At 63.2% G+C, this 19079-nt stretch carries 20 protein-coding genes; 11 read left to right on the plus strand and 9 right to left on the minus strand.

The features are described from left to right. Positions 1-192 precede the first annotated feature (192 nt). Together ilvD and BLV18_RS00910 are read right to left on the minus strand one after the other, a co-directional pair. Positions 193-2034: a dihydroxy-acid dehydratase gene (ilvD, locus tag BLV18_RS00905; protein ID WP_049861674.1), complete on the minus strand. Its 1842-nt coding sequence runs from the start codon at positions 2032-2034 to the stop codon at positions 193-195. A 309-nt stretch (positions 2035-2343) separates the two neighbouring features. Continuing rightward, entirely contained in the window at positions 2344-3540 is a 1197-nt protein-coding gene (locus BLV18_RS00910; RefSeq protein WP_049861675.1) for a class I SAM-dependent rRNA methyltransferase, read from the minus strand. Positions 3541-3727: 187 nt separating this feature from the next. On the opposite strand from BLV18_RS00910, the gene mutM reads away from it, so the two are divergent. Next, the gene (gene mutM / locus BLV18_RS00915; protein WP_049861676.1) at positions 3728-4540 is read left to right on the plus strand and encodes a bifunctional DNA-formamidopyrimidine glycosylase/DNA-(apurinic or apyrimidinic site) lyase; all 813 of its coding nucleotides are present in this window, start codon (positions 3728-3730) and stop codon (positions 4538-4540) included. A gap of 153 nt (positions 4541-4693) precedes the next feature. Then, a complete protein-coding gene (locus BLV18_RS00920) occupies positions 4694-5041 on the plus strand; it encodes a hypothetical protein (protein ID WP_049861677.1) in 348 nt (115 codons plus the stop codon). Positions 5042-5061: 20 nt separating this feature from the next. Here BLV18_RS00920 and BLV18_RS00925 read toward each other — a convergent pair whose 3' ends face one another. Further along, positions 5062-5313 (minus strand): YfhL family 4Fe-4S dicluster ferredoxin, encoded by a 252-nt coding sequence (locus BLV18_RS00925; RefSeq protein WP_049861678.1) that lies wholly within the window; start codon positions 5311-5313, stop codon positions 5062-5064. Between the two features lie 101 nt (positions 5314-5414). Further along, a complete protein-coding gene (coaD, locus tag BLV18_RS00930; RefSeq protein ID WP_049861679.1) occupies positions 5415-5897 on the minus strand; it encodes a pantetheine-phosphate adenylyltransferase in 483 nt (160 codons plus the stop codon). Positions 5898-6166: 269 nt separating this feature from the next. On the opposite strand from coaD, the gene BLV18_RS00935 reads away from it, so the two are divergent. Then, the gene (locus BLV18_RS00935) at positions 6167-7021 is read left to right on the plus strand and encodes a sulfurtransferase (protein WP_090355569.1); all 855 of its coding nucleotides are present in this window, start codon (positions 6167-6169) and stop codon (positions 7019-7021) included. On the opposite strand, the gene BLV18_RS00940 is transcribed toward BLV18_RS00935, so the two are convergent. Genes BLV18_RS00940 through BLV18_RS00955 form a run of 4 tightly spaced genes read right to left on the minus strand, consistent with a single transcriptional unit; the run spans position 6984 to position 11450 of the window. Continuing rightward, on the minus strand, positions 6984-8018 hold the full coding sequence (locus BLV18_RS00940; protein ID WP_090355571.1) for a hydrolase: 1035 nt from the start codon (positions 8016-8018) through the stop codon (positions 6984-6986). The genes BLV18_RS00935 and BLV18_RS00940 overlap by 38 nt on opposite strands. 21 nt (positions 8019-8039) lie before the next feature. Beyond that, positions 8040-8627, minus strand: coding sequence for a 16S rRNA (guanine(966)-N(2))-methyltransferase RsmD (rsmD, locus tag BLV18_RS00945; RefSeq protein WP_049861682.1), 588 nt, complete (start codon positions 8625-8627; stop codon positions 8040-8042). Continuing rightward, the gene (locus BLV18_RS00950) at positions 8627-10102 is read right to left on the minus strand and encodes a M16 family metallopeptidase (protein WP_090355574.1); all 1476 of its coding nucleotides are present in this window, start codon (positions 10100-10102) and stop codon (positions 8627-8629) included. Before BLV18_RS00950 ends, rsmD begins: the two co-directional genes overlap by 1 nt. Further along, the gene (locus BLV18_RS00955) at positions 10095-11450 is read right to left on the minus strand and encodes a M16 family metallopeptidase (protein ID WP_090355577.1); all 1356 of its coding nucleotides are present in this window, start codon (positions 11448-11450) and stop codon (positions 10095-10097) included. The genes BLV18_RS00950 and BLV18_RS00955 overlap by 8 nt, the downstream gene beginning before the upstream one ends. A gap of 232 nt (positions 11451-11682) precedes the next feature. Here BLV18_RS00955 and ftsY point away from each other — a divergent pair, with 232 nt between their 5' ends. The 4 genes from ftsY (at position 11683) to rpoH (ending at position 15874) form a co-directional block, all read left to right on the plus strand. Continuing rightward, the gene (gene ftsY, locus BLV18_RS00960) at positions 11683-13158 is read left to right on the plus strand and encodes a signal recognition particle-docking protein FtsY (protein ID WP_090355581.1); all 1476 of its coding nucleotides are present in this window, start codon (positions 11683-11685) and stop codon (positions 13156-13158) included. Further along, complete coding sequence (gene ftsE / locus BLV18_RS00965) at positions 13155-13826, plus strand: cell division ATP-binding protein FtsE (RefSeq protein ID WP_043191541.1); 672 nt, start codon at positions 13155-13157, stop codon at positions 13824-13826. Before ftsY ends, ftsE begins: the two co-directional genes overlap by 4 nt. Next, complete coding sequence (gene ftsX, locus BLV18_RS00970; protein ID WP_049861686.1) at positions 13823-14854, plus strand: permease-like cell division protein FtsX; 1032 nt, start codon at positions 13823-13825, stop codon at positions 14852-14854. The genes ftsE and ftsX overlap by 4 nt, the downstream gene beginning before the upstream one ends. Positions 14855-15019: 165 nt before the next feature. Continuing rightward, positions 15020-15874, plus strand: coding sequence for an RNA polymerase sigma factor RpoH (gene rpoH, locus BLV18_RS00975; protein WP_043191535.1), 855 nt, complete (start codon positions 15020-15022; stop codon positions 15872-15874). Positions 15875-15953: 79 nt separating this feature from the next. Here the strand turns inward: rpoH and mtgA are convergent, their stop codons facing one another. Further along, positions 15954-16709: a monofunctional biosynthetic peptidoglycan transglycosylase gene (mtgA, locus tag BLV18_RS00980; RefSeq protein ID WP_090355583.1), complete on the minus strand. Its 756-nt coding sequence runs from the start codon at positions 16707-16709 to the stop codon at positions 15954-15956. A gap of 46 nt (positions 16710-16755) precedes the next feature. Between mtgA and BLV18_RS00985 the strand changes: the two genes are divergently transcribed. From BLV18_RS00985 to trmB, 4 genes are all read left to right on the plus strand, one after another. Next, positions 16756-17127 (plus strand): DUF423 domain-containing protein, encoded by a 372-nt coding sequence (locus BLV18_RS00985; protein WP_090355586.1) that lies wholly within the window; start codon positions 16756-16758, stop codon positions 17125-17127. Between the two features lie 85 nt (positions 17128-17212). Next, the gene (thiS, locus tag BLV18_RS00990; RefSeq protein ID WP_049861744.1) at positions 17213-17413 is read left to right on the plus strand and encodes a sulfur carrier protein ThiS; all 201 of its coding nucleotides are present in this window, start codon (positions 17213-17215) and stop codon (positions 17411-17413) included. 54 nt (positions 17414-17467) lie between these two features. Continuing rightward, positions 17468-18262 carry a thiazole synthase gene (locus BLV18_RS00995; protein WP_090355589.1) on the plus strand — a complete coding sequence of 265 codons (795 nt, stop codon included), beginning with the start codon at positions 17468-17470 and terminating at the stop codon, positions 18260-18262. 9 nt (positions 18263-18271) lie between these two features. After that, positions 18272-18994: a tRNA (guanosine(46)-N7)-methyltransferase TrmB gene (gene trmB / locus BLV18_RS01000; RefSeq protein WP_090355592.1), complete on the plus strand. Its 723-nt coding sequence runs from the start codon at positions 18272-18274 to the stop codon at positions 18992-18994. Positions 18995-19079 lie beyond the last annotated feature (85 nt).

Genomic DNA, 19079 nt, shown 5'->3' on the forward strand with positions numbered 1-19079 from the left:
AATGAAGGACCGCACCTCTGCGGGCGCTGGTCAATCGCGGATGCTAACACCTTGAATCGAAAGGCGATTAATACCTGAATGGAAGATGCTTAGGTGTTTTTGGAATAAGTGTCAGGCGTGTTTCCAAGGCTTGGAGTGGATCCTCACGCTGGCGCTGTGAGGATCCATTCAGGACCACGAAACGACGGGGGCTTACAGCCCGTCGAGCATCGCCTTGTTGCGCACGGCACCTTTGTCGGCGCTGGTGGCCAGCAGGGCGTAGGCCTTGAGCGCGGTGGTCACCTTGCGTGGACGCACCTCGACCGGCTTCCAGCCCTTCTTGTCCTGCTCGGCGCGACGGGCTGCCAACTCGGCATCGTCCACCAGCAGGTTGATCGAGCGATTGGGGATGTCGATCAGCACCTTGTCGCCGTCCTGCACCAGACCGATGGCGCCACCGGCGGCTGCCTCAGGCGACGCATGGCCGATGGACAGGCCCGAAGTGCCGCCCGAGAAACGTCCGTCGGTGAGCAATGCGCAGGCTTTGCCCAAGCCCTTGGATTTCAGGTAGGAGGTGGGATACAGCATCTCCTGCATGCCCGGACCACCTTTGGGACCCTCGTAGCGAATGATCACGATGTCACCGGCCTTCACTTCGTCGGCAAGGATGCCGCGCACGGCGCTGTCCTGGCTTTCGAAGATCTTGGCATTGCCTTCGAACACATGGATCGACTCATCCACACCGGCGGTTTTCACCACGCAACCGTCCAGCGCGATGTTGCCGTAGAGCACGGCCAGGCCGCCCTCCTGGGAGTAGGCATGTTCGAAGCTGCGGATGCAGCCATTTTCGCGGTCGTCGTCCAAAGTGTCCCAGCGTGTCGACTGGCTGAACGCGGTTTGTGTCGGAATGCCCGCCGGGCCCGCCTTGAAGAAGTGATGCACCGCTTCGTCGGTGGTCTGGGTGATGTCCCACTTGGCGATGGCTTCGGCCATGCTGCGGCTGTGCACGGTCGGCAGGTCGGTGTGCAGCAGGCCGCCACGGGCCAGCGAACCGAGGATGCTGAAGATGCCACCGGCACGGTGCACGTCTTCCATGTGGTATTTCTGGATGTTCGGCGCCACCTTGCACAGCTGCGGCACGCTGCGCGACAGACGATCGATGTCACGCAGGTCGAAGTCGATCTCGGCTTCCTGGGCTGCGGCCAGCAAGTGCAGGATGGTGTTGGTCGAACCGCCCATGGCGATGTCCAGCATCATGGCGTTTTCGAACGCCTTGAAGTTGGCGATGTTGCGCGGCAGGACCGATTCGTCGTTCTCGCCGTAGTAGCGTTTGCACAACTCGACGATGGTGCGGCCCGCCTGCAGGAACAACTGCTCGCGGTCGCTGTGGGTCGCCAGCGTGGAACCGTTGCCCGGCAAGGCCAGGCCCAGGGCTTCGGTCAGGCAGTTCATCGAGTTGGCGGTGAACATGCCGGAGCACGAACCACAGGTAGGGCAGGCGCTGCGCTCGTATTCGGCGACCTTTTCATCCGAGGCGGTGGCGTCGGCGGCAATCACCATGGCGTCGACCAGGTCCAGGCCGTGGCTGGCCAGTTTGGTCTTGCCGGCTTCCATCGGCCCGCCGGAAACGAAGATCACCGGCACGTTCAGGCGCAAGGCGGCCATCAGCATGCCCGGGGTGATCTTGTCGCAGTTGGAGATGCACACGATGGCGTCGGCGCAGTGGGCATTGACCATGTACTCGACCGAGTCGGCGATGATCTCGCGGCTGGGCAGGGAATACAGCATCCCGTCATGGCCCATGGCGATGCCGTCGTCCACCGCAATCGTGTTGAATTCCTTGGCCACGCCACCCGCGCGCTCGATCTCGCGTGCAACCAGCTGACCCAGGTCCTTGAGGTGCACATGGCCCGGTACGAACTGGGTGAACGAGTTGGCGATGGCGATGATCGGCTTCTTGAAATCGTCATCCTTCATGCCAGTGGCACGCCACAGCGCGCGGGCACCGGCCATGTTGCGGCCGTGGGTGGATGTTTTCGAGCGATAGTCAGGCATGGAACGACTCCGGGCGGCTAATCGGGTTTCAGTGAGGGAGTGAGCTTTTCCTGGTCCGCGGCACGCTCGGTCGGTGTGTTGCCGTGCTTGCGGATGAGGCCGGTAACGCTGCGGGATCGCCACGCGTTCGGCCGAGCTCATAAACCCGCCGGGGGATGATTGGCGAAGAGTAGGGCGATTCTACACCCATGGGGGAAGGATGGAACGTGGGGCAGGGCAAGTAATCGCCAGTGATGCCTGACGCGGCTCGCGCTGCTGCTACATAGCCCCTGTAGCAGCGGCGCGAGCCGCGTCAAAAGCGCCGCTGCATCAGCTATTAGGCAACAACCGGCACGTGATGCTCTTGATGTACCGCGTCTCCGGAATCGCTGGATGCACCGGATGGTCCGGGCCTTGGCCGCCGCGTTCGAGCAGTTGGATGTTGCGGTCCAGGTGGCGAGCGCTGGTCAGCAGGATGTTCTGCAGGTCGTCCTCGGGCAGGTGCATGGAGCACGAAGCGCTGACCAGGATGCCGTCCTTGCTGAGCAGGCGCATGGCTTGCTCGTTGAGGCGGCGGTAGGCGCCTTCGCCGTTCTTCAGGTCCTTCTTGCGCTTGATGAACGCGGGTGGGTCGGCGACGATCACGTCGAAGCGTTCTTCGGCGGCCTTCAGCTCTTTCAAGGCCTCGAACACGTCACCTTCCACGCAGGTGACTTTCTCGGCGAAGCCATTGAGCGCGGCATTGCGCTCGACGCCATCGAGGGCGAAGCCCGAAGCGTCGACGCAGAACACTTCGCTGGCGCCGAATGCGCCGGCCTGCACGCCCCAACCGCCGATGTAGCTGAACAGGTCGAGCACACGCTTGCCCTTGACGTACGGCGCCAGGCGCGCGCGGTTCATGCGGTGGTCGTAGAACCAGCCGGTCTTCTGGCCTTCCATCACGGGGGCTTCGAACTTCACGCCGTTCTCTTCCAAAGCGACCCACTCCGGGACCACGCCGAACGCGCTTTCCACGTAGCGCTCCAGGCCTTCGGCATCGCGGGCGGCGGAATCGTTCTTGAACAGGATGCCGCTGGGCTTGATCACCTGGATCAGCGCGGCCATGACATCGGCCTTGTAGCGTTCCATGGTGGCCGAAGCGAGCTGCACCACCAGAATGTCGCCGAAACGATCCACGACCAGGCCCGGCAGCAGGTCGGAATCACCGTACACCAGGCGATAGAACGGCTTGTCGAACAGCCGCTCGCGCAGCGACAGGCAGACGTTGAGGCGATGCACCAGCAACGACTTGTCCAGGCTCAGCTTGACGTCGCGCGACAGCAGGCGGGCGCAGATCAGGTTGTTCGGGCTCAGTGCGACGATGCCCAGAGGCTTGCCGCCCGCCGCTTCGAGAATGGCCTGGTCGCCCGCCTGGAAACCGTTCAGCGGGGTCGCGGCCACGTCGATCTCGTTGCTGTAGACCCACAGGTGGCCGGCGCGCAGGCGGCGGTCGGCGTTGGCTTTGAGGCGAAGGCTGGGCAGGGACATGAAGTCGCTCCGGGTAAAAAAGAGCGGGAGTATACCCCTTTGGTCCCGGCCTCGAATGGGGGATTCGACAAATGACCCGCCGCGCACGGTGGGCGCTAGGGGCCGCAGCGGTTAGAATCCGCGCTGTCCGAGGCGTCGAGCCTGGGGCATGCTTGCCTATCGATCCGCGTTTCCCGTCAGGAGCCCCATGCCTGAATTACCCGAAGTAGAAACCACCCGTCGGGGCATCGCCCCGCACCTGGAAGGGCAGCGTGTGAGCCGCGTCATCGTGCGCGATCGACGCCTGCGCTGGCCGATTCCCGAAGACCTGGATGCGCGCCTGTCCGGGCAACGGATCGTGGCGGTCGAGCGGCGGGCCAAGTACCTGCTGATCAACGCCGAAGTGGGTACCTTGATCAGCCATTTGGGGATGTCGGGCAATCTGCGTCTGGTCGAAGCCGGCTTGCCGGCGCTCAAGCACGAGCACGTCGATATCGAGCTGGAGTCAGGCATGGCCTTGCGCTATACCGATCCCCGGCGCTTCGGCGCCATGCTCTGGAGCCAGGATCCGCTCAACCACGAACTGCTCCTGCGCCTGGGCCCCGAGCCGTTGACCGAGCTGTTCGACGGCGAAAGGCTGTTCCAGCTGTCGCGTGGGCGCAGCATGGCGGTCAAGCCGTTCATCATGGACAACGCCGTGGTGGTGGGTGTGGGCAATATCTACGCGACCGAAGCGCTGTTCGCCGCCGGTATCGATCCGCGTCGCGCGGCGGGAGGCATATCCCGTGCCCGCTACCTGCGCCTGGCGGTCGAGATCAAGCGCATCCTGACCTATGCGATCGAGCGCGGCGGCACCACGTTGCGTGATTTCATCGGGGGGGATGGCCAGCCGGGCTACTTTCAGCAGGAATTGTTCGTCTATGGTCGCGGTGGGCAGCTGTGCAAGGTCTGCGGCACCACCTTGCGTGAGGTCAAGCTGGGCCAGCGTGCCAGCGTGTATTGCCCGCGTTGCCAGAAATGACTGTGCTGCACGGACGGTGTCGAGAGGGGCAGGGATAGCCAAGCCTTCGGCTCTTCAAGAAGCGGCTCGCGCCTGTCCTGCACAATCACGAGCAACTGATATAGTTACCGCATCGCAAATCGCAGTCGCCCACGTGAGCAGAAGGATTGTGCCATGAACCTGTTTCGAACCCTGTCGCTGGCGCTGATCGTCAGTTTCGGCCTGCACGCCGTGCCGGCCATCGCTGCCGACTCGAGCATGAGCGCAAGCAGCGGTGACCCGACCTACCAGATCCAGAATCCGCCAGCCTACGCGATGATCGGCGACCTGCTGATTGCGCGGCCGTTGCTGGTCGCCGCCACCATCGTGGGCGCAGGTCTGTTCGTGATCTCGTTACCGTTCACTGCAGCCGGTGGCAACGTCGGGGCGAGCGGCAAGGCTCTGGTGGTGGATCCAGGCAAGGCAGCGTTCGTGCGTTGCCTGGGCTGTACGCAGAGCGGCTATAACAACGCCGGCAATTGAGCCGGCGTTGCTATGGGAATTCAGTGCTTGCCGGTGATCTGCCGGTACTTTGCCATCAGCTGTTCCTGGGATTCAGGGTGCGCTTCGTCCAGTGGAATGCAATCCACCGGGCAGACCTGCTGACACTGCGGCTCGTCGTAATGCCCTACACACTGGGTACACAGGTTGGGATCGATCACGTAGATCTCTTCCCCCTGGGAAATGGCAGCGTTCGGGCACTCGGGTTCGCAGACGTCGCAATTGATGCAATCGTCGGTGATGATCAGGGACATGAAAACTCCGGCCCGAGACTACGGCCCAGGCATGTGAAAACCAATGGCCGCAATTGTGCCGCATTAGCGCCCGCAGTGCACGCGGGCGCAGCACCGGATGCCTACTTCTTGCTGAAGCGCTGGGTCAAGGCCTCGGCCACGGCCGGGTGAACGAACTTGGTGATGTCTCCGCCCAGCGCGGCGATTTCTCGCACCAGCGTCGAAGAAATGAAGGAATAACGTTCCGAAGGCGTGAGGAACAGGCTTTCCACGTCCGGCGCCAATTGCCGGTTCATGTTGGCCAGCTGGAACTCGTATTCGAAATCGGACACCGCTCGCAGGCCACGCAGCAGCACGTTGGCGTTCTGTTCCTTGGCGAAGTGTGCGAGCAAGGTCGAGAAACCGACGACTTCGACGTTCGGCAAGTGCCGTGTCACTTCGCGCGCCAACTCCACGCGTTGTTCGAGGGCGAACAACGGATTCTTCTTGGGGCTCGCGGCGACCGCGATGATCACGTGATCGAACAGGCGCGAAGCGCGTTCGACCAGATCACCGTGACCCTTGGTGATCGGGTCGAAGGTACCTGGGTACAACACTCGGTTCATCACGGCGTCCTGGCGGGAATCGGTTGGGGAGTGCGATGGTATCGCAGCCGGAGAGGTCGGCCAAGCCTGCATCGCGGGCGCAATGCAAGGGTGATCGCCTGTGGCACGCTGTCGCGGTGCATGCGTGTCCGCGGTAGGATGGCGGACAGGCCGGGTGCGCTGCGTGCGCCGCCGTGCCGACTGCTACAGTGATTCATGCCGCGATGGCTGCTGTCCGAGCTGCTCCGGCGGCGGGCAGGTCCATCATTCATTCACCGCTGGAGTCCTTCATGCCCCTCGCGCAACTGATCAGCCCGCAAGCACTCGCCGAACACCTCGATTCCCCTGAATGGGTCCTGCTGGACTGCCGCTACAGCCTCGAAGACGCCGACTATGGCCAGCGCAGCTATGCCGAAGGCCACATCGCCGGTGCCCATTTCGCCGACCTGGGCCGCGACCTTAGTGCGCCGGTGATCAAGGGCGTGACCGGGCGTCATCCGTTGCCCGAACCTGCGCACTTGCAGGAGCGGTTGCAGCGTTGGGGCATCGATGCAGACAGCAAAGTCGTCGTCTATGACGACGGGCCCGGCGCCTATGCGGCGCGGGCGTGGTGGCTGCTGACCTGGCTGGGCAAGCGCGATGGCGTCTTTCTGCTCGATGGAGGGCTGGCCGCCTGGCACGCCGCCGGGCTGCCCTTGAGCCTGGATGCTGCGCCCACCGAGCCCGGCAATTTTGTCGGCACACCGGATGGCGCAAGGGTGGTGGATGCGACCGATCTGCAGGCACGCCTGGAAGATCCACAGTTGACCTTGCTGGATGCACGCGCGTTGCCCAGATTTCTGGGCGAGGTGGAGCCCATCGATCCTGTTGCCGGGCATATCCCCGGTGCGCAGTGCGCGGCCTTCACCGAAAACCTGGGGCCCGATGGCCGCTTTCTGCCGCCAGCGCAATTGCGTGAGCGCTTCGCCGCCCAATTGCAGGGCCGGACCGCGGAACAGGCGGTGGCTTATTGCGGTTCCGGCGTCACCGCCTGCCACAACCTGTTCGCCATGGCCCTGGCCGGTTACCCGTTGGCGACACTGTATGCAGGCTCCTGGAGCGACTGGATCACCGATCCGCAGCGACCTGTGCAGACGGGCTCATGAAATCGATCCACTGATTCAGCCATTGCGGTATGCGCCGTTCCAGGTAATAGCCGGGTTGGCGCAGGCTGCCCTCGACGAAACCGACATGACCGCCTCGTGCATGCAGTTCGAATTCTATGCAGGGCGACATCTCTTCGGCGGTCGGCAGGCTGTGGGGGAACACGAATGGATCGTCCTGCGCCTGGATGATCAACGTGGGTTTTGCAATGCCACCCAGGTAGTACCGACTCGAAGAGCGTCGATAGTAGTCCTGCGCGTCCTTGAAACCGTGCAGCGGCGCCGTGACTTGGCCATCGAAGTCCCAGAAGGTCTTGATGCCCTGCAATGACCCCAGAGCTTCCAGCGCCGCCAGCCCTTCGTGATGCCCTTCCTGCTGGAAGCGACTGCGCTTGTCGGTCAGGTAGGCAAGCATGGCGCGCATGAAATGGGCCTGGTACACCCGGGAAAAGCCTTGGGTCATGCGGTCGGCGCACTGATCCAGGCGGAACGGCACAGAGACCGCCACGGCGGCCTGCAACGGACTGTTCGGCCCACTTTCGCCCAGGTGCTTGAGCAGAATGTTGCCGCCCAGTGAGTAACCCACGGCGAACAGCGGCGCCTGGGGCCTCTGTGCGCCCAGGTGATCGAGTACGTGCTGGAGGTCTTCGCTGGCACCCGAATGGTAGCTTTGCGCCAGAAGATTGGGCTCGCCGGAACAGCCGCGCCAGTTGACGGCCACGCTGGCACACCCGTACTTGCCCAATTGCCTTTGCAGGCCGGCGACGTAGGGCGAGTTGGATGATCCGGTCAGACCGTGCAGTACCACCACCAACGGGGCGTGGGGTGTGTGGGGGCCGTGCCAGTCGAGGTCGACGAAATCACCGTCCGCCAGCCACAGACGCTCCCGCTCGCGCGGCAACGCCGGTTGCTTGCGCCACAAGGGGCCCCACAGCGTCTGCAGGTGTGGGTTGGCCAGCCCGAGGGCTGGGCGAAAGCGAGGATGTGCTGCGTTCAACATGAATGCCCTGACAAGCCGGTGTCAGCCACGCTGCCACAGAGAGTAGTAGACCTGCCCGGCTTTCTTCTCGCGGTGCAAGCGCCAGGTAGCCGGCATCTGCAACGCTGAGGGCGGTGTCTCGCTCTCGGTGTAGATCCAGGCGCGCTCTGCCAGCCAGCCTTTTTCTTCCAGCAGCGTGCAGGTCGCCGGCAGCAGGTTCTGGTGGAAGGGTGGGTCGAGGAACACCAGATCGAATGCGCTCGGAGTCTGGGTTTCCAGGTACTTCAACGCATCGCTTTGCAGCAACTGGCCCGTGGCGCAACCAAGCAGGTCCAGATTGTGCCGAAGGCTGGAAATGGCGGTGGCATTGGCATCCAGCGCCAATGCCATGCTGGCGCCACGGGACAGCGCTTCGAGGTACAGGGCACCACTGCCGGTGAAGGCATCTAGCACCTTGGCACCTTCGATGTGCGCTGCCAGCCAGTTGAACAGCGTTTCGCGTACCCGATCAGGAGTCGGGCGCAGGCCGGGTGCTTCCGGGAAGCCCAGCTTGCGGCTGCGCCACTGGCCACCGATGATGCGCAGGTGGCCTTGGCCACCATGGGGTTGCTTGGGTTTGACGCTGGCCATCAATGCTCCGGTACGCCGAGCGGTTGCTCGGTAGGTTTGTCCGTTGGGGCCGGCAAGGGTTGCTGCGCAACCTTGGGGCCAGCCGTGACGATCACCAGTTTATCGGCATCCAGATGTTTGTTCATCGCGGTTTTCACCTGCTCCACGGTCAGCGCCTGCGACTGCTGCAGGAAGTCTTCCATCCAGGTCAGCGGCATGTCATAGAACCCGGTGGCGCCCAGTTGCGCGACGATGCTCGCGTTGCTGGCATTGGACAGCGGGAAGCTGCCGGCCTGTTCACGCTTGGCGTTGTCCAGTTCTTCCTGAGTGGGGCCCGTCTTGAGGTAGTCGCGCAGGATGTCCTGCACCAGCTTCAAGGTGCCATCGCTGAGTTCGGCGCGGGTCTGCAGGTTTATCATGAACGGTCCACGGACCTGCATCGGGGTGAACGCCGAGTAGACACCGTAGGTCAGGCCGCGTTTCTCCCGGACTTCGCTCATCAGCCGCGTACCGAATGCGCCACCCCCAAGGATCTGGTTGCCCATGGACAGCGCGGCGAAATCCGGATCCTTGCGATCGATGCCCAGCTGCGCAATGAACATCTGCGTCTGCTTGGACGGGAAGTCGATATGGGTCACGCCGGCCGCTGGTACGGCTGGCTGTGCCGGCTTGGCCAGCGCAGGGCCCTTGGGCAGGGCGCTGGAGACTTGTGCGGCGATCTGCTCGGCTTCGTTTCGCGACAGATCGCCGACGATGGCGATGACCGCATTGCCGGCAGCATAGGCGCGCTTATGGAAGGCACGCAGCTGTTCGATGCTCAGGCCGGGGAGGCTCTTGGCGTCGCCTTCACTGGGGTGTGCATACGGATGGCTGCCATACAGGCGCGTGAACAGCTCGTTGCTGGCCAGCTTGGCGGGGTTCTGCTTCTGGAACTCGAAGCCGGCGAGCAGTTGGTTCTTGATGCGGGCCAGCGCATCGGCCGGAAAAGTCGGCTTGCCGACGACATCGGCAAACAGCTTGAGGGCCGGGGTGCGCTTGTCGGTGTCGCTGAGGCTGCGCAACGAGGCCACGGCCATGTCGCGATAGGCGCCGTTGGAAAAGTCCGCGCCCAGGCCCTCGAAACCTTGGGCAATGGCGCTGACGTCCTTGCCGGCCACGCCTTCGTTGAGCATGGCGTTGGTCAGCAGAGCGATGCCAGGGTGGTTCTGATCCTGGCTGCTACCGGCGGCGAAGGTGAGGCGCAGATCGAACATCGGCAATTCGTGCGCTTCGACGAACAGGACCTTGGCGCCTTCGGCGGTTGTCCAGTTCTGGATGTTCAGACTGCGATGACTGGGGGCAGTATTGCCCAGCTCCTTCACCGATTGCAGTCCACGCGTGGGTTGGACCGCGCTGGCGGTGTCTGCGGCCTGGGCACCGAAGGTGGTCAGCCAGCCGGCCAGCACCAGGAGGGTCGAGCCAGCCAGGAGGCGACGGGGGGTGATGGGCTCACTCATGAGCGGCTTCCTCGGGCAGAACGTGGGCGATGCTCAGGCGATCGCGGGTGAAATAGGTACGGGCGGCGCTCTGGATGTCCTGCGGCGTCACGCTCTTGAGATCTTCGAGTTCGCTGTCCATCAGCTTCCACGACAGCCCCACGGTTTCCAGCATGCCGATGGTGGTGGCCTGGCTGCTGATGGAGTCGCGGCTGTAGACCAGATCGGCGATGACCTGGGCACGCACGCGCTCGAGCTCCTCGGCCGAGGGCGGCGTGGTCTTGAGCTCGTCGAGCAGCTTCCAGATGCCTTTCTCGACGTCGGCCAGGGTCTTTTTCTTCTGCGCGTTGGGTGTCGCGGAAATGAAGAACAGGCTGTCACCACGGGTGAAGGGGTCGTACTGGGCGCCGCCACTGGAGATCAGCTCCTGACCGCGTTCCAGACGGGTAGCCATGCGTGCGCTGTAGCCACCGTCGAGCAGTGCCGAGATCAGCCGCAAGGCCTGGACATCGCGGGGCTTGTCGGCAGTGGCCAGGGCCGGAACGTTGAAGCCGTACAGCAGGCTCGGCAGTTGGGTGCGCACATGCAGCGTGGCCAGGCGCTGGCCAGGGGTGGCCAGTTCCAGCGGGATCTTCGCCGGTGGCGTGGCACGGCTGGCGATGTTGCCGAAGAAACGTTGAGCCAGCGCCTTCACCTCGTCAGGCTGGACGTCGCCCACCACCACCAGGGTGGCGTTGTTGGGCACGTACCAGGCCTGGTACCAGTGGCGCAGTTCTTCGACCTTCATGCGATCGAGGTCAGCCATCCAGCCGATGGTGGGCGTGTGGTAGCCACTGGCGGGAAAGGCCATGGCCTTGAACATCTCGTAGGCCTTGGCGCTGGGCTTGTCGTCGGTGCGCAGGCGACGTTCTTCCTTGATGACTTCGATTTCACGCGCGAACTCTTCGGCGGGCAGGCTCAGGCTGGCCATGCGGTCGGCTTCGAGGTCGAACGCCACGGCCAGGCGGTCCTTGGCCAACACTTCGTAATAGGCGGTGTAGTCATCGCTGGTGAAGGCGTTTTCCTCGGCGCCGAGGTCGCGCAGGATACGCGAGCCTTCACCTGGGCCCAGTTTGTCGGTGCCCTTGAACATCATGTGTTCGAGCGCGTGGGACAGGCCGGTCTGGCCCGGCGTTTCATAGCTGGAACCGACTTTGTACCAGATCTGGGACACCACCACCGGAGCGCGGTGGTCCTCGCGCACGATGACCTTGAGGCCATTGTCCAGGGTGAATTCGTGCGTGGGCTGTGTATCGGCGGCAAAAGCTGCCAGAGGCAGGCTGAGCGTGCAGAGCAGCAGGCCTGCGGCGCGGCGGGCGAGGACATTCATGGGATTTAGAACCTTGAGAGCTACCCGCTTGGCCTTAGCGTCTACGGGCGAGGAGGTGCTAGGATACTGATCCGGTCCGCTGGGGGCCATGCCTGGTTGGCATGAACCTGCCTGGGCAACTCGACAAAATGTTGCGCGTGAACGAGCCGGCGTAAAAGCAGTCTGTGTTGCGTCTTCGAATTTTTTCCGACAAGCCGCCTGGCGTGTCGCTACCTTGAGATAGCCGTCTTCCATGTTTGGTTCCAACGACGACAAAAAGACCCCGGCCCCGGCCGGTGAAAAGAAAGGCCTGTTCGGATGGCTGCGCAAGAAGCCGCAGACACCTGTCGCCGAACCGCCATCGCCCCCTGCCGCCCAGGAGCTCCCGACCGAAGCCGAGACGGCTGCGCAGGCTGCCGTGGCGCTCGCCCCGGAGCCGGTGCTGCCGCCCAAGGTCGAAGCCGAACCTGAGCCCGTACCGACGCCAACCGAGCAGCCCGTTGCGCACGGGTTGGTGCTGCCGGTGCCCGAGGAACCGGTGGCGCTGGTCGAGGACGATGCGCCGCAGACACCGCCGGCCATCGCCCCACGGCAGGAAGTGTCGGCCCCAGCCGCGGCAGAGCCGGTTGCCGCTCCTGTTCCGCCACCTGCTCCTGCAGCGCCCAGCGCACCAGCCCCGGCACCTGCTCCAGCTCCGATTCCAGCTCCGATTCCAGCGCCTGTGGCAACCATCGTGCCGCCCGTTATCGAAGCATCGCCCCCTGCCGTCGTTGCCTCGCAACCTGCAGGGCAGGCCAGGACCGGCTTCTTCGCGCGTCTCAAGCAGGGCTTGGCCAAGACCAGCGCCAGCCTCGGCGAAGGCATGGCCAGCCTGTTTCTGGGCAGCAAGATCATCGATGACGATCTGCTCGAAGAGCTGGAAACCCGACTGCTGACCGCCGACGTGGGCGTTGAAGCCACTTCGGTGATCATCCAGAGCCTGACCCGCAAGGTCGCGCGCAAGGAACTCACCGATGCCGCCGCCTTGTACAAGGCGCTGCAAGGTGAGCTGACGGCACTGTTGCGTCCGGTCGAGCAACCGCTGGTGATCAAGGCCGAGCACCAGCCGTTCGTGATTCTGGTGGTGGGCGTCAACGGCGCCGGCAAGACCACCACCATCGGCAAGCTGGCCAAGAAGCTGCAGCTCGAAGGCAAGAAGGTCATGCTGGCGGCGGGCGACACGTTCCGTGCTGCGGCTGTGGAGCAACTGCAGGTGTGGGGCGAGCGCAACAAGATCCCGGTCATCGCCCAGCACACCGGCGCCGATTCGGCGTCGGTCATCTTCGATGCCGTGCAGGCTGCCAAGTCGCGCGGCATCGACGTGTTGATCGCCGACACCGCCGGCCGTCTGCACACCAAAGACAACCTGATGGAAGAGCTGAAGAAAGTCCGCCGGGTGATGGGCAAGCTCGACGAACAGGCGCCGCACGAAGTGCTGCTGGTGCTCGATGCCGGCACCGGGCAGAACGCGATCAACCAGGCCAAGCAGTTCAATCAGACGGTGGCCCTGACCGGCCTGGCCCTGACCAAGCTCGACGGTACCGCCAAGGGCGGGGTGATCTTCGCCCTGGCCAAGCAGTTCGGCCTGCCCATCCGCTACATAGGCGTGGGCGAAGGCATCGACGACCTGCGCACCTTCGAGGCAGAACCCTTCGTCCAGGCATTGTTCGCCGAGCGGGAGCCTTCATGATTCGATTCGAACAGGTTGCCAAGCGCTACCCCAATGGCCATGTCGGTCTGCATGAACTGAGCTTTCGGGTCCGGCGTGGCGAATTCCTGTTCGTTACCGGTCATTCCGGCGCGGGCAAAAGTACCCTGCTGCGTCTGTTGCTGGCGATGGAGCGACCCACCAGCGGCAAGCTTCTGCTGGCCGGCCAGGACCTGGGCCAGATCACCAACGCGCAGATTCCGTTCCTGCGTCGGCAGATCGGCGTGGTGTTTCAGAATCACCAGTTATTGTTCGATCGCACGGTGTTCAACAACATCGCCCTGCCGCTGCAGATCCTTGGCCTGAGCAAGCCGGAAATCGCCAAGAAGGTCGATTCGGCGCTGGAGCGTGTGGCGCTGGCGGACAAGGCCGAGCTGTACCCCGGCGACTTGTCCACGGGCCAGCAACAGCGTGTGGGCATTGCCCGCGCCATCGTCCATCAGCCAGCCTTGCTGCTCGCCGATGAACCTACCGGCAACCTCGATCCGCGTCTGGCGGCCGAGATCATGGGGGTCTTCGAAGACATCAACCGGCTTGGCACCAGCGTCTTGATTGCCAGCCACGATCTGGCGCTGATCGCGCGCATGCGTCATCGCATGCTGACTTTGCAGCGTGGGCGTCTGATCGGTGACGGAGAGGCAGGACAATGAGTGCGACACGCAGTCCCAAGGTCGCGGACCGGGTAGCGCCCAAGGGGGGCGAGCCCCAACCGCAGAAGCCGAAGAAACGTCGCAATGACGACGATGACGGGCCGGATTTCAGCAGCCTGCTGCGCGCCTGGATCGAAAGCCATCGGGCCAGCTGGACCGACAGCCTGCGCCGTCTGGGCAAGCAGCCGATCGGCAGTTTCTTTACCTGCCTGGTCATGGCGGTGGCCCTGAGTTTGCCCATGGGGTTGTCCCTGCTGCTCAAGAACGTCGAGCGTCTGGGCGGTTCCTGGCAGCGTGCGGCGCAGATTTCGCTGTACCTGGACCTCGACGCCGGCGAGCGGGAAGGCCAGGCGTTGGTGACGCAGATCAAGGGGCTGTCGGGCGTGGCCCAGGCCGAGTTCGTCAGCCGCGAGCAGGCGTTGAGTGAGTTCCAGCAGCAGTCCGGGCTGGGTGAGGCGCTCAAGGAGCTGCCTGAAAACCCGCTGCCCGGCGTGGTGGTGGTGACGCCTCTGGAGATCGACAAGGCTGCGTTGGAGAGCCTGCGCCAGCAGCTCGCCGAGTTGCCGAAGGTGCAGCAGGCGCAGCTTGATCTGGTATGGGTAGAGCGGCTTGCAGCGATTCTCAAGCTGGGTGATCGATTCGTCTTCGGCCTCACTCTGCTGCTGGTTTCAGCGTTGCTGCTGGTGATTGGCAACACCATTCGTCTGCACATCGAGAACCGCCGCATCGAAATCGAGGTCATCAAATTGGTAGGCGGCACGGACAGCTATGTGCGTCGGCCGTTTTTGTACATGGGGGCGCTGTACGGCTTTGGTGCAGGCATTTTCGCCTGGGGTATCCTGGCCTTCGGCCTGGATTGGCTCAACGATGCGGTGACTGGATTGTCCGGCTTGTACGGCAGTGACTTCGCGCTGGGCGGTGTGCCTGTGGCGGACGGATTGTCGCTCTTGCTAGGCGCGGTATTGTTAGGGTATATCGGTGCATGGATTGCGGTCTGGCGGCACCTGCGCGAACTGGCGCCGCGTTAGCCCGCAGTATCTGTGCAGTACCTATGTAGGCTCTTTGAGTATGTAGTTGAGTTAACTTTATTGTCATGGACCGTTAAAGCGTCATAGGGAACTTGTCAACTGGTTCCCGGTCTATTTTTCGCAGTGCCTACGGGCATGAGTCATGTGAGTCGGAGGTTTTTTCGTATGACCACTTCTTTGCAACCTGCTTATGCGCTGGTCCCGGGTGCGAACCTGGAAGCCTACGTGCATACGGTGAACAGCATTCCCTTGCTGACGCCCGAGCAGGAGCGTGAACTGGCCGAGAGTCTCTACTATGAGCAGGATCTTGGAGCGGCTCGGCAGATGGTGCTCGCTCACCTGCGTTTCGTCGTGCATATCGCGCGCAGCTATTCGGGCTACGGTTTGGCTCAGGCCGACCTTATCCAGGAAGGCAACGTCGGCCTGATGAAGGCCGTAAAGCGTTTCAACCCCGAAATGGGTGTGCGCCTGGTGTCGTTCGCCGTGCACTGGATCAAGGCTGAAATCCACGAGTTCATCCTGCGCAACTGGCGTATCGTCAAAGTGGCGACCACCAAGGCGCAGCGCAAGCTGTTCTTCAACTTGCGCAGCCAGAAGAAGCGTCTGGCCTGGCTGAACAACGAAGAAGTCCACCGCGTGGCCGAAAGCCTGGGCGTGGAGCCGCGTGAAGTACGCGAAATGGAAAGCCGTCTGACCGGTCATGACATGGCCTTCGATCCGGCTGCCGAAGCCGACGACGACAGCGCGTTCCAGTCGCCAGCCAACTACCTGGAAGATCATCGCTACGACCCAGCGCGTCAGCTCGAAGATGCCGACTGGAGCGACAATTCCAACACCAACCTGCACGAAGCCTTGCAGGTACTGGACGATCGCAGCCGCGACATTCTCTACCAGCGCTGGCTTGCCGAGGAGAAGGCGACGCTGCACGAGTTGGCCGAGAAGTACAACGTGTCGGCCGAGCGTATTCGTCAGTTGGAAAAAAGCGCGATGAACAAGCTGAAGGTCTCCATCGCTGCCTGATGTGAGCCGTTGACGCGCTGCATGCAAAAGCCCCGACTGGTTCGGGGCTTTTTGTTGTCTGGCAGGGCGTGATCGCGGCCTAATCGGCCCAGGGTGCGGGGCGTGGCTGGTCAAGGCGCAGGAGGTAGTCATGGCCGCCCAATTGGCCCATCTGCTGGCGAATCCAGCCAGCGCGACGGCTCACGTAGGGGCTGGGCCGACTGGCGCTCCAGTTGCGCGGATTGGGCAGTACGGCAGCGAGCAGGCTGGCTTGCTGCCGGGACAGCTGAGCCGCATCAACGCCGAAATGATGGCGCGCCGCTGCTTGCGCGCCGAACACACCGTCGTCCCATTCGGCGCTGTTGAGGTAGACCTCGAGGATCCGCTGCTTGGACCAGAAGATTTCGATCAATCCGGTGAACCAGGCTTCCAGGCCCTTGCGCAGCCAACTGCGTCCCGACCAGAGGAATACGTTCTTCGCCACTTGCTGGCTCAGGGTGCTGGCGCCTCGCAATGAACCGCCTTCCTCGTTATGGGCGAAGGCTGCGCGGATGGCGGCGATATCGAACCCCCAGTGCTCGGCAAAGCGTTGATCTTCACCGGCGATGACCGCCACCTTCAGATCGTCGGAAATGTTTGCCCAGGATTGCCAGTCTCGCTGCAGATCGATTGGCTGGCCCTCGGCCCAGGATTCGATCTTGCGTTCGACCATGAGCATGGTGCCCGGTGGCGGGATGAAGCGAAAGATCACCACCAGAGCCACGCTTGCGGCGACAAACCAGAGCAGTGCCTTGCACAGACGACGGAAAAGGGATTGCAGCATGAAGGGCTTGGCCTGGCCGGGTGAGCGGGCCATTATACAGACCCTGCGATGCAACACGGCTTTATGAGGACAAACCTGGATGCTGCGTACGTTCATGATGCTGGCCGCGTTCTTCGGCTTCACCGGTGTGGCGCTCGGCGCGTTTGCCGCACACGGGTTGAAGAACCGGCTGAGCGCCGATTACCTGGCCATTTTCCAGACTGGCGTCAGCTACCAACTTATCCACACCCTGGCATTGTTCGGCGTCGCGCTGCTCAGCGTCCATGTGCCAGGGCGTCTGGTAGGGTGGGCAGGTGTGCTGTTCTGTCTGGGCATCGTCCTGTTCTCGGGCAGCCTGTACTTGTTGACCCTGACCGGCTTCAGCAAGCTGGGTATCGTCACCCCGTTCGGCGGTCTGGCCCTGCTGGCCGGGTGGCTGTGCCTGGGCCTGATGGCCTGGCGCCTGGGTTGATCGCACGCGTGGTCGGCTTGGCCTTGGGAATCCTCGGCGATCGGGCTAGAATAACGACCCCCAAAAAAAGATGGCTGCCGACCGCATGCGCATTCAATTGAACGGCGACCCTTTCGAACTGCCCGACGGCGAAACCGTTGCCGGGCTGCTTGCCCGCCTCGAACTGGTCGGGCGCCGCGTCGCCGTCGAGCTGAACCAGGACATCGTCCCGCGCAGCCAGCACGGTGACACCGTACTGGGCGAAGGTGACCAGATCGAGGTGGTTCACGCCATCGGCGGCGGCTGATCGAGTTGCCAGCACCTTCCACGTCCGTATCTTTACCTCAGCAGAGGAATTCCGATGAGCAATGCTCGCATTGACAAGCCATTCACCCTGGCCGGTCGCACCTTCGAATCGCGCCTTCTGGTCGGCACCGGCAAGTACCGCGACCTGGAGCAGACCCGCCTGGCCATCGAGGCTTCGGGTGCCGAGATCGTCACGGTCGCCGTGCGCCGCACCAATATCGGCCAGAACCCTGGCGAGCCGAACCTGCTCGACGTGCTGCCGCCGGATCGCTACACCATTCTGCCCAACACCGCTGGCTGCTATGACGCCGTGGAAGCGGTGCGCACCTGCCGCCTGGCCCGCGAGCTGCTCGAAGGTCACAACCTGGTCAAGCTGGAAGTCCTGGCCGACCAGAAGACGCTGTTCCCCAATGTGATCGAAACCCTCAAGGCCGCCGAAGTGCTGGTCAAGGACGGTTTCGACGTGATGGTCTACACCAGCGACGATCCGATCATCGCCCGCCAGCTGGCCGAGATCGGCTGCATTGCGGTCATGCCGCTGGCTGGCCTGATCGGCACGGGCCTGGGTATCTGCAATCCGTACAACCTGCAGATCATTCTGGAAGAAGCCAAGGTGCCTGTGTTGGTGGATGCCGGCGTGGGTACCGCGTCCGATGCCACCATCGCCATGGAACTGGGCTGCGAGGCCGTGCTGATGAACTCGGCCATCGCCCACGCGCAGGATCCGATCATGATGGGCGCGGCCATGAAGCACGCCATCATTGCCGGGCGCATGGCCTATCTGGCCGGTCGCATGCCGAAAAAACTCTATGCCAGCGCCTCTTCGCCGCTGGATGGTCTGATCAAGTAAGAGCCCCCGATGACTGACTCGCAAGAAACGCCAACGGCCGACGAAGGCGAACCGCGCCAGCACCGTGCTATCAAGAGCTTCGTGATGCGCGCTGGGCGCATGACCGAAGGCCAGCAACGCGGCCTTGACCAAGGCAAGCCGTTGTTCGTGCTGCCGCTGACCGACGCACCGACGGACTTCGACCAGGTGTTCGGTCGCAGTGCCCCGCGCACCCTGGAAATCGGTTTCGGCATGGGCCATTCGCTGCTGGAGATGGCAGCGGCCTCGCCGGAACTGGATTTCATCGGCGTGGAGGTGCACCGTCCCGGCGTTGGCGCACTGCTCAACGGCGTGCTGACTCAAGGTCTGAAAAACCTGCGGGTCTACGACTGCGATGCCATCGAAGTGCTCAAGCAGTGTGTGGCCGACAACAGCCTGGATCGCCTGCTGCTGTTCTTCCCGGATCCTTGGCACAAGGCGCGCCATCACAAGCGGCGCATCGTCCAGCCGGCGTTCGCCGAGCTGGTCCGCAGCAAGCTCAAGGTGGGGGGTGTGCTGCACATGGCGACCGATTGGGAGCCCTATGCCGAGTACATGCTGGAAGTCATGAACGTGGCGCCCGGTTACCGCAACCAGGCGGCCGACGGTGGCTGCGTACCGCGTCCGGCCGAGCGGCCGGTTACCAAGTTCGAACGCCGCGGCGAGCGGCTCGGGCATGGGGTGTGGGATTTGAAATTCGAGAAGGTTGATTAAGGCCTTGTGGAGTCAATGTGGGCCTCTTCGCGGGCAGAGCCCGCTCCCACAATAAGCGGGTATTGTGGGAGCGGGCTCTGCCCGC

Origin of the sequence: Pseudomonas coleopterorum (assembly GCF_900105555.1) — a bacterium.
Taxonomy (GTDB): domain Bacteria; phylum Pseudomonadota; class Gammaproteobacteria; order Pseudomonadales; family Pseudomonadaceae; genus Aquipseudomonas; species Aquipseudomonas coleopterorum.

What these genes read in the sequence shown, in the direction of transcription:
- ilvD (WP_049861674.1), bottom strand. Translation starts at nt 2,034, where the DNA reads ATGCCTGACTATCGCTCGAAAACATCCACCCACGGCCGCAACATGGCC.
- BLV18_RS00910 (WP_049861675.1), bottom strand. Translation starts at nt 3,540, where the DNA reads ATGTCCCTGCCCAGCCTTCGCCTCAAAGCCAACGCCGACCGCCGCCTG.
- mutM (WP_049861676.1), top strand. Translation starts at nt 3,728, where the DNA reads ATGCCTGAATTACCCGAAGTAGAAACCACCCGTCGGGGCATCGCCCCG.
- BLV18_RS00920 (WP_049861677.1), top strand. Translation starts at nt 4,694, where the DNA reads ATGAACCTGTTTCGAACCCTGTCGCTGGCGCTGATCGTCAGTTTCGGC.
- BLV18_RS00925 (WP_049861678.1), bottom strand. Translation starts at nt 5,313, where the DNA reads ATGTCCCTGATCATCACCGACGATTGCATCAATTGCGACGTCTGCGAA.
- coaD (WP_049861679.1), bottom strand. Translation starts at nt 5,897, where the DNA reads ATGAACCGAGTGTTGTACCCAGGTACCTTCGACCCGATCACCAAGGGT.
- BLV18_RS00935 (WP_090355569.1), top strand. Translation starts at nt 6,167, where the DNA reads ATGCCCCTCGCGCAACTGATCAGCCCGCAAGCACTCGCCGAACACCTC.
- BLV18_RS00940 (WP_090355571.1), bottom strand. Translation starts at nt 8,018, where the DNA reads ATGTTGAACGCAGCACATCCTCGCTTTCGCCCAGCCCTCGGGCTGGCC.
- rsmD (WP_049861682.1), bottom strand. Translation starts at nt 8,627, where the DNA reads ATGGCCAGCGTCAAACCCAAGCAACCCCATGGTGGCCAAGGCCACCTG.
- BLV18_RS00950 (WP_090355574.1), bottom strand. Translation starts at nt 10,102, where the DNA reads ATGAGTGAGCCCATCACCCCCCGTCGCCTCCTGGCTGGCTCGACCCTC.
- BLV18_RS00955 (WP_090355577.1), bottom strand. Translation starts at nt 11,450, where the DNA reads ATGAATGTCCTCGCCCGCCGCGCCGCAGGCCTGCTGCTCTGCACGCTC.
- ftsY (WP_090355581.1), top strand. Translation starts at nt 11,683, where the DNA reads ATGTTTGGTTCCAACGACGACAAAAAGACCCCGGCCCCGGCCGGTGAA.
- ftsE (WP_043191541.1), top strand. Translation starts at nt 13,155, where the DNA reads ATGATTCGATTCGAACAGGTTGCCAAGCGCTACCCCAATGGCCATGTC.
- ftsX (WP_049861686.1), top strand. Translation starts at nt 13,823, where the DNA reads ATGAGTGCGACACGCAGTCCCAAGGTCGCGGACCGGGTAGCGCCCAAG.
- rpoH (WP_043191535.1), top strand. Translation starts at nt 15,020, where the DNA reads ATGACCACTTCTTTGCAACCTGCTTATGCGCTGGTCCCGGGTGCGAAC.
- mtgA (WP_090355583.1), bottom strand. Translation starts at nt 16,709, where the DNA reads ATGGCCCGCTCACCCGGCCAGGCCAAGCCCTTCATGCTGCAATCCCTT.
- BLV18_RS00985 (WP_090355586.1), top strand. Translation starts at nt 16,756, where the DNA reads ATGCTGCGTACGTTCATGATGCTGGCCGCGTTCTTCGGCTTCACCGGT.
- thiS (WP_049861744.1), top strand. Translation starts at nt 17,213, where the DNA reads ATGCGCATTCAATTGAACGGCGACCCTTTCGAACTGCCCGACGGCGAA.
- BLV18_RS00995 (WP_090355589.1), top strand. Translation starts at nt 17,468, where the DNA reads ATGAGCAATGCTCGCATTGACAAGCCATTCACCCTGGCCGGTCGCACC.
- trmB (WP_090355592.1), top strand. Translation starts at nt 18,272, where the DNA reads ATGACTGACTCGCAAGAAACGCCAACGGCCGACGAAGGCGAACCGCGC.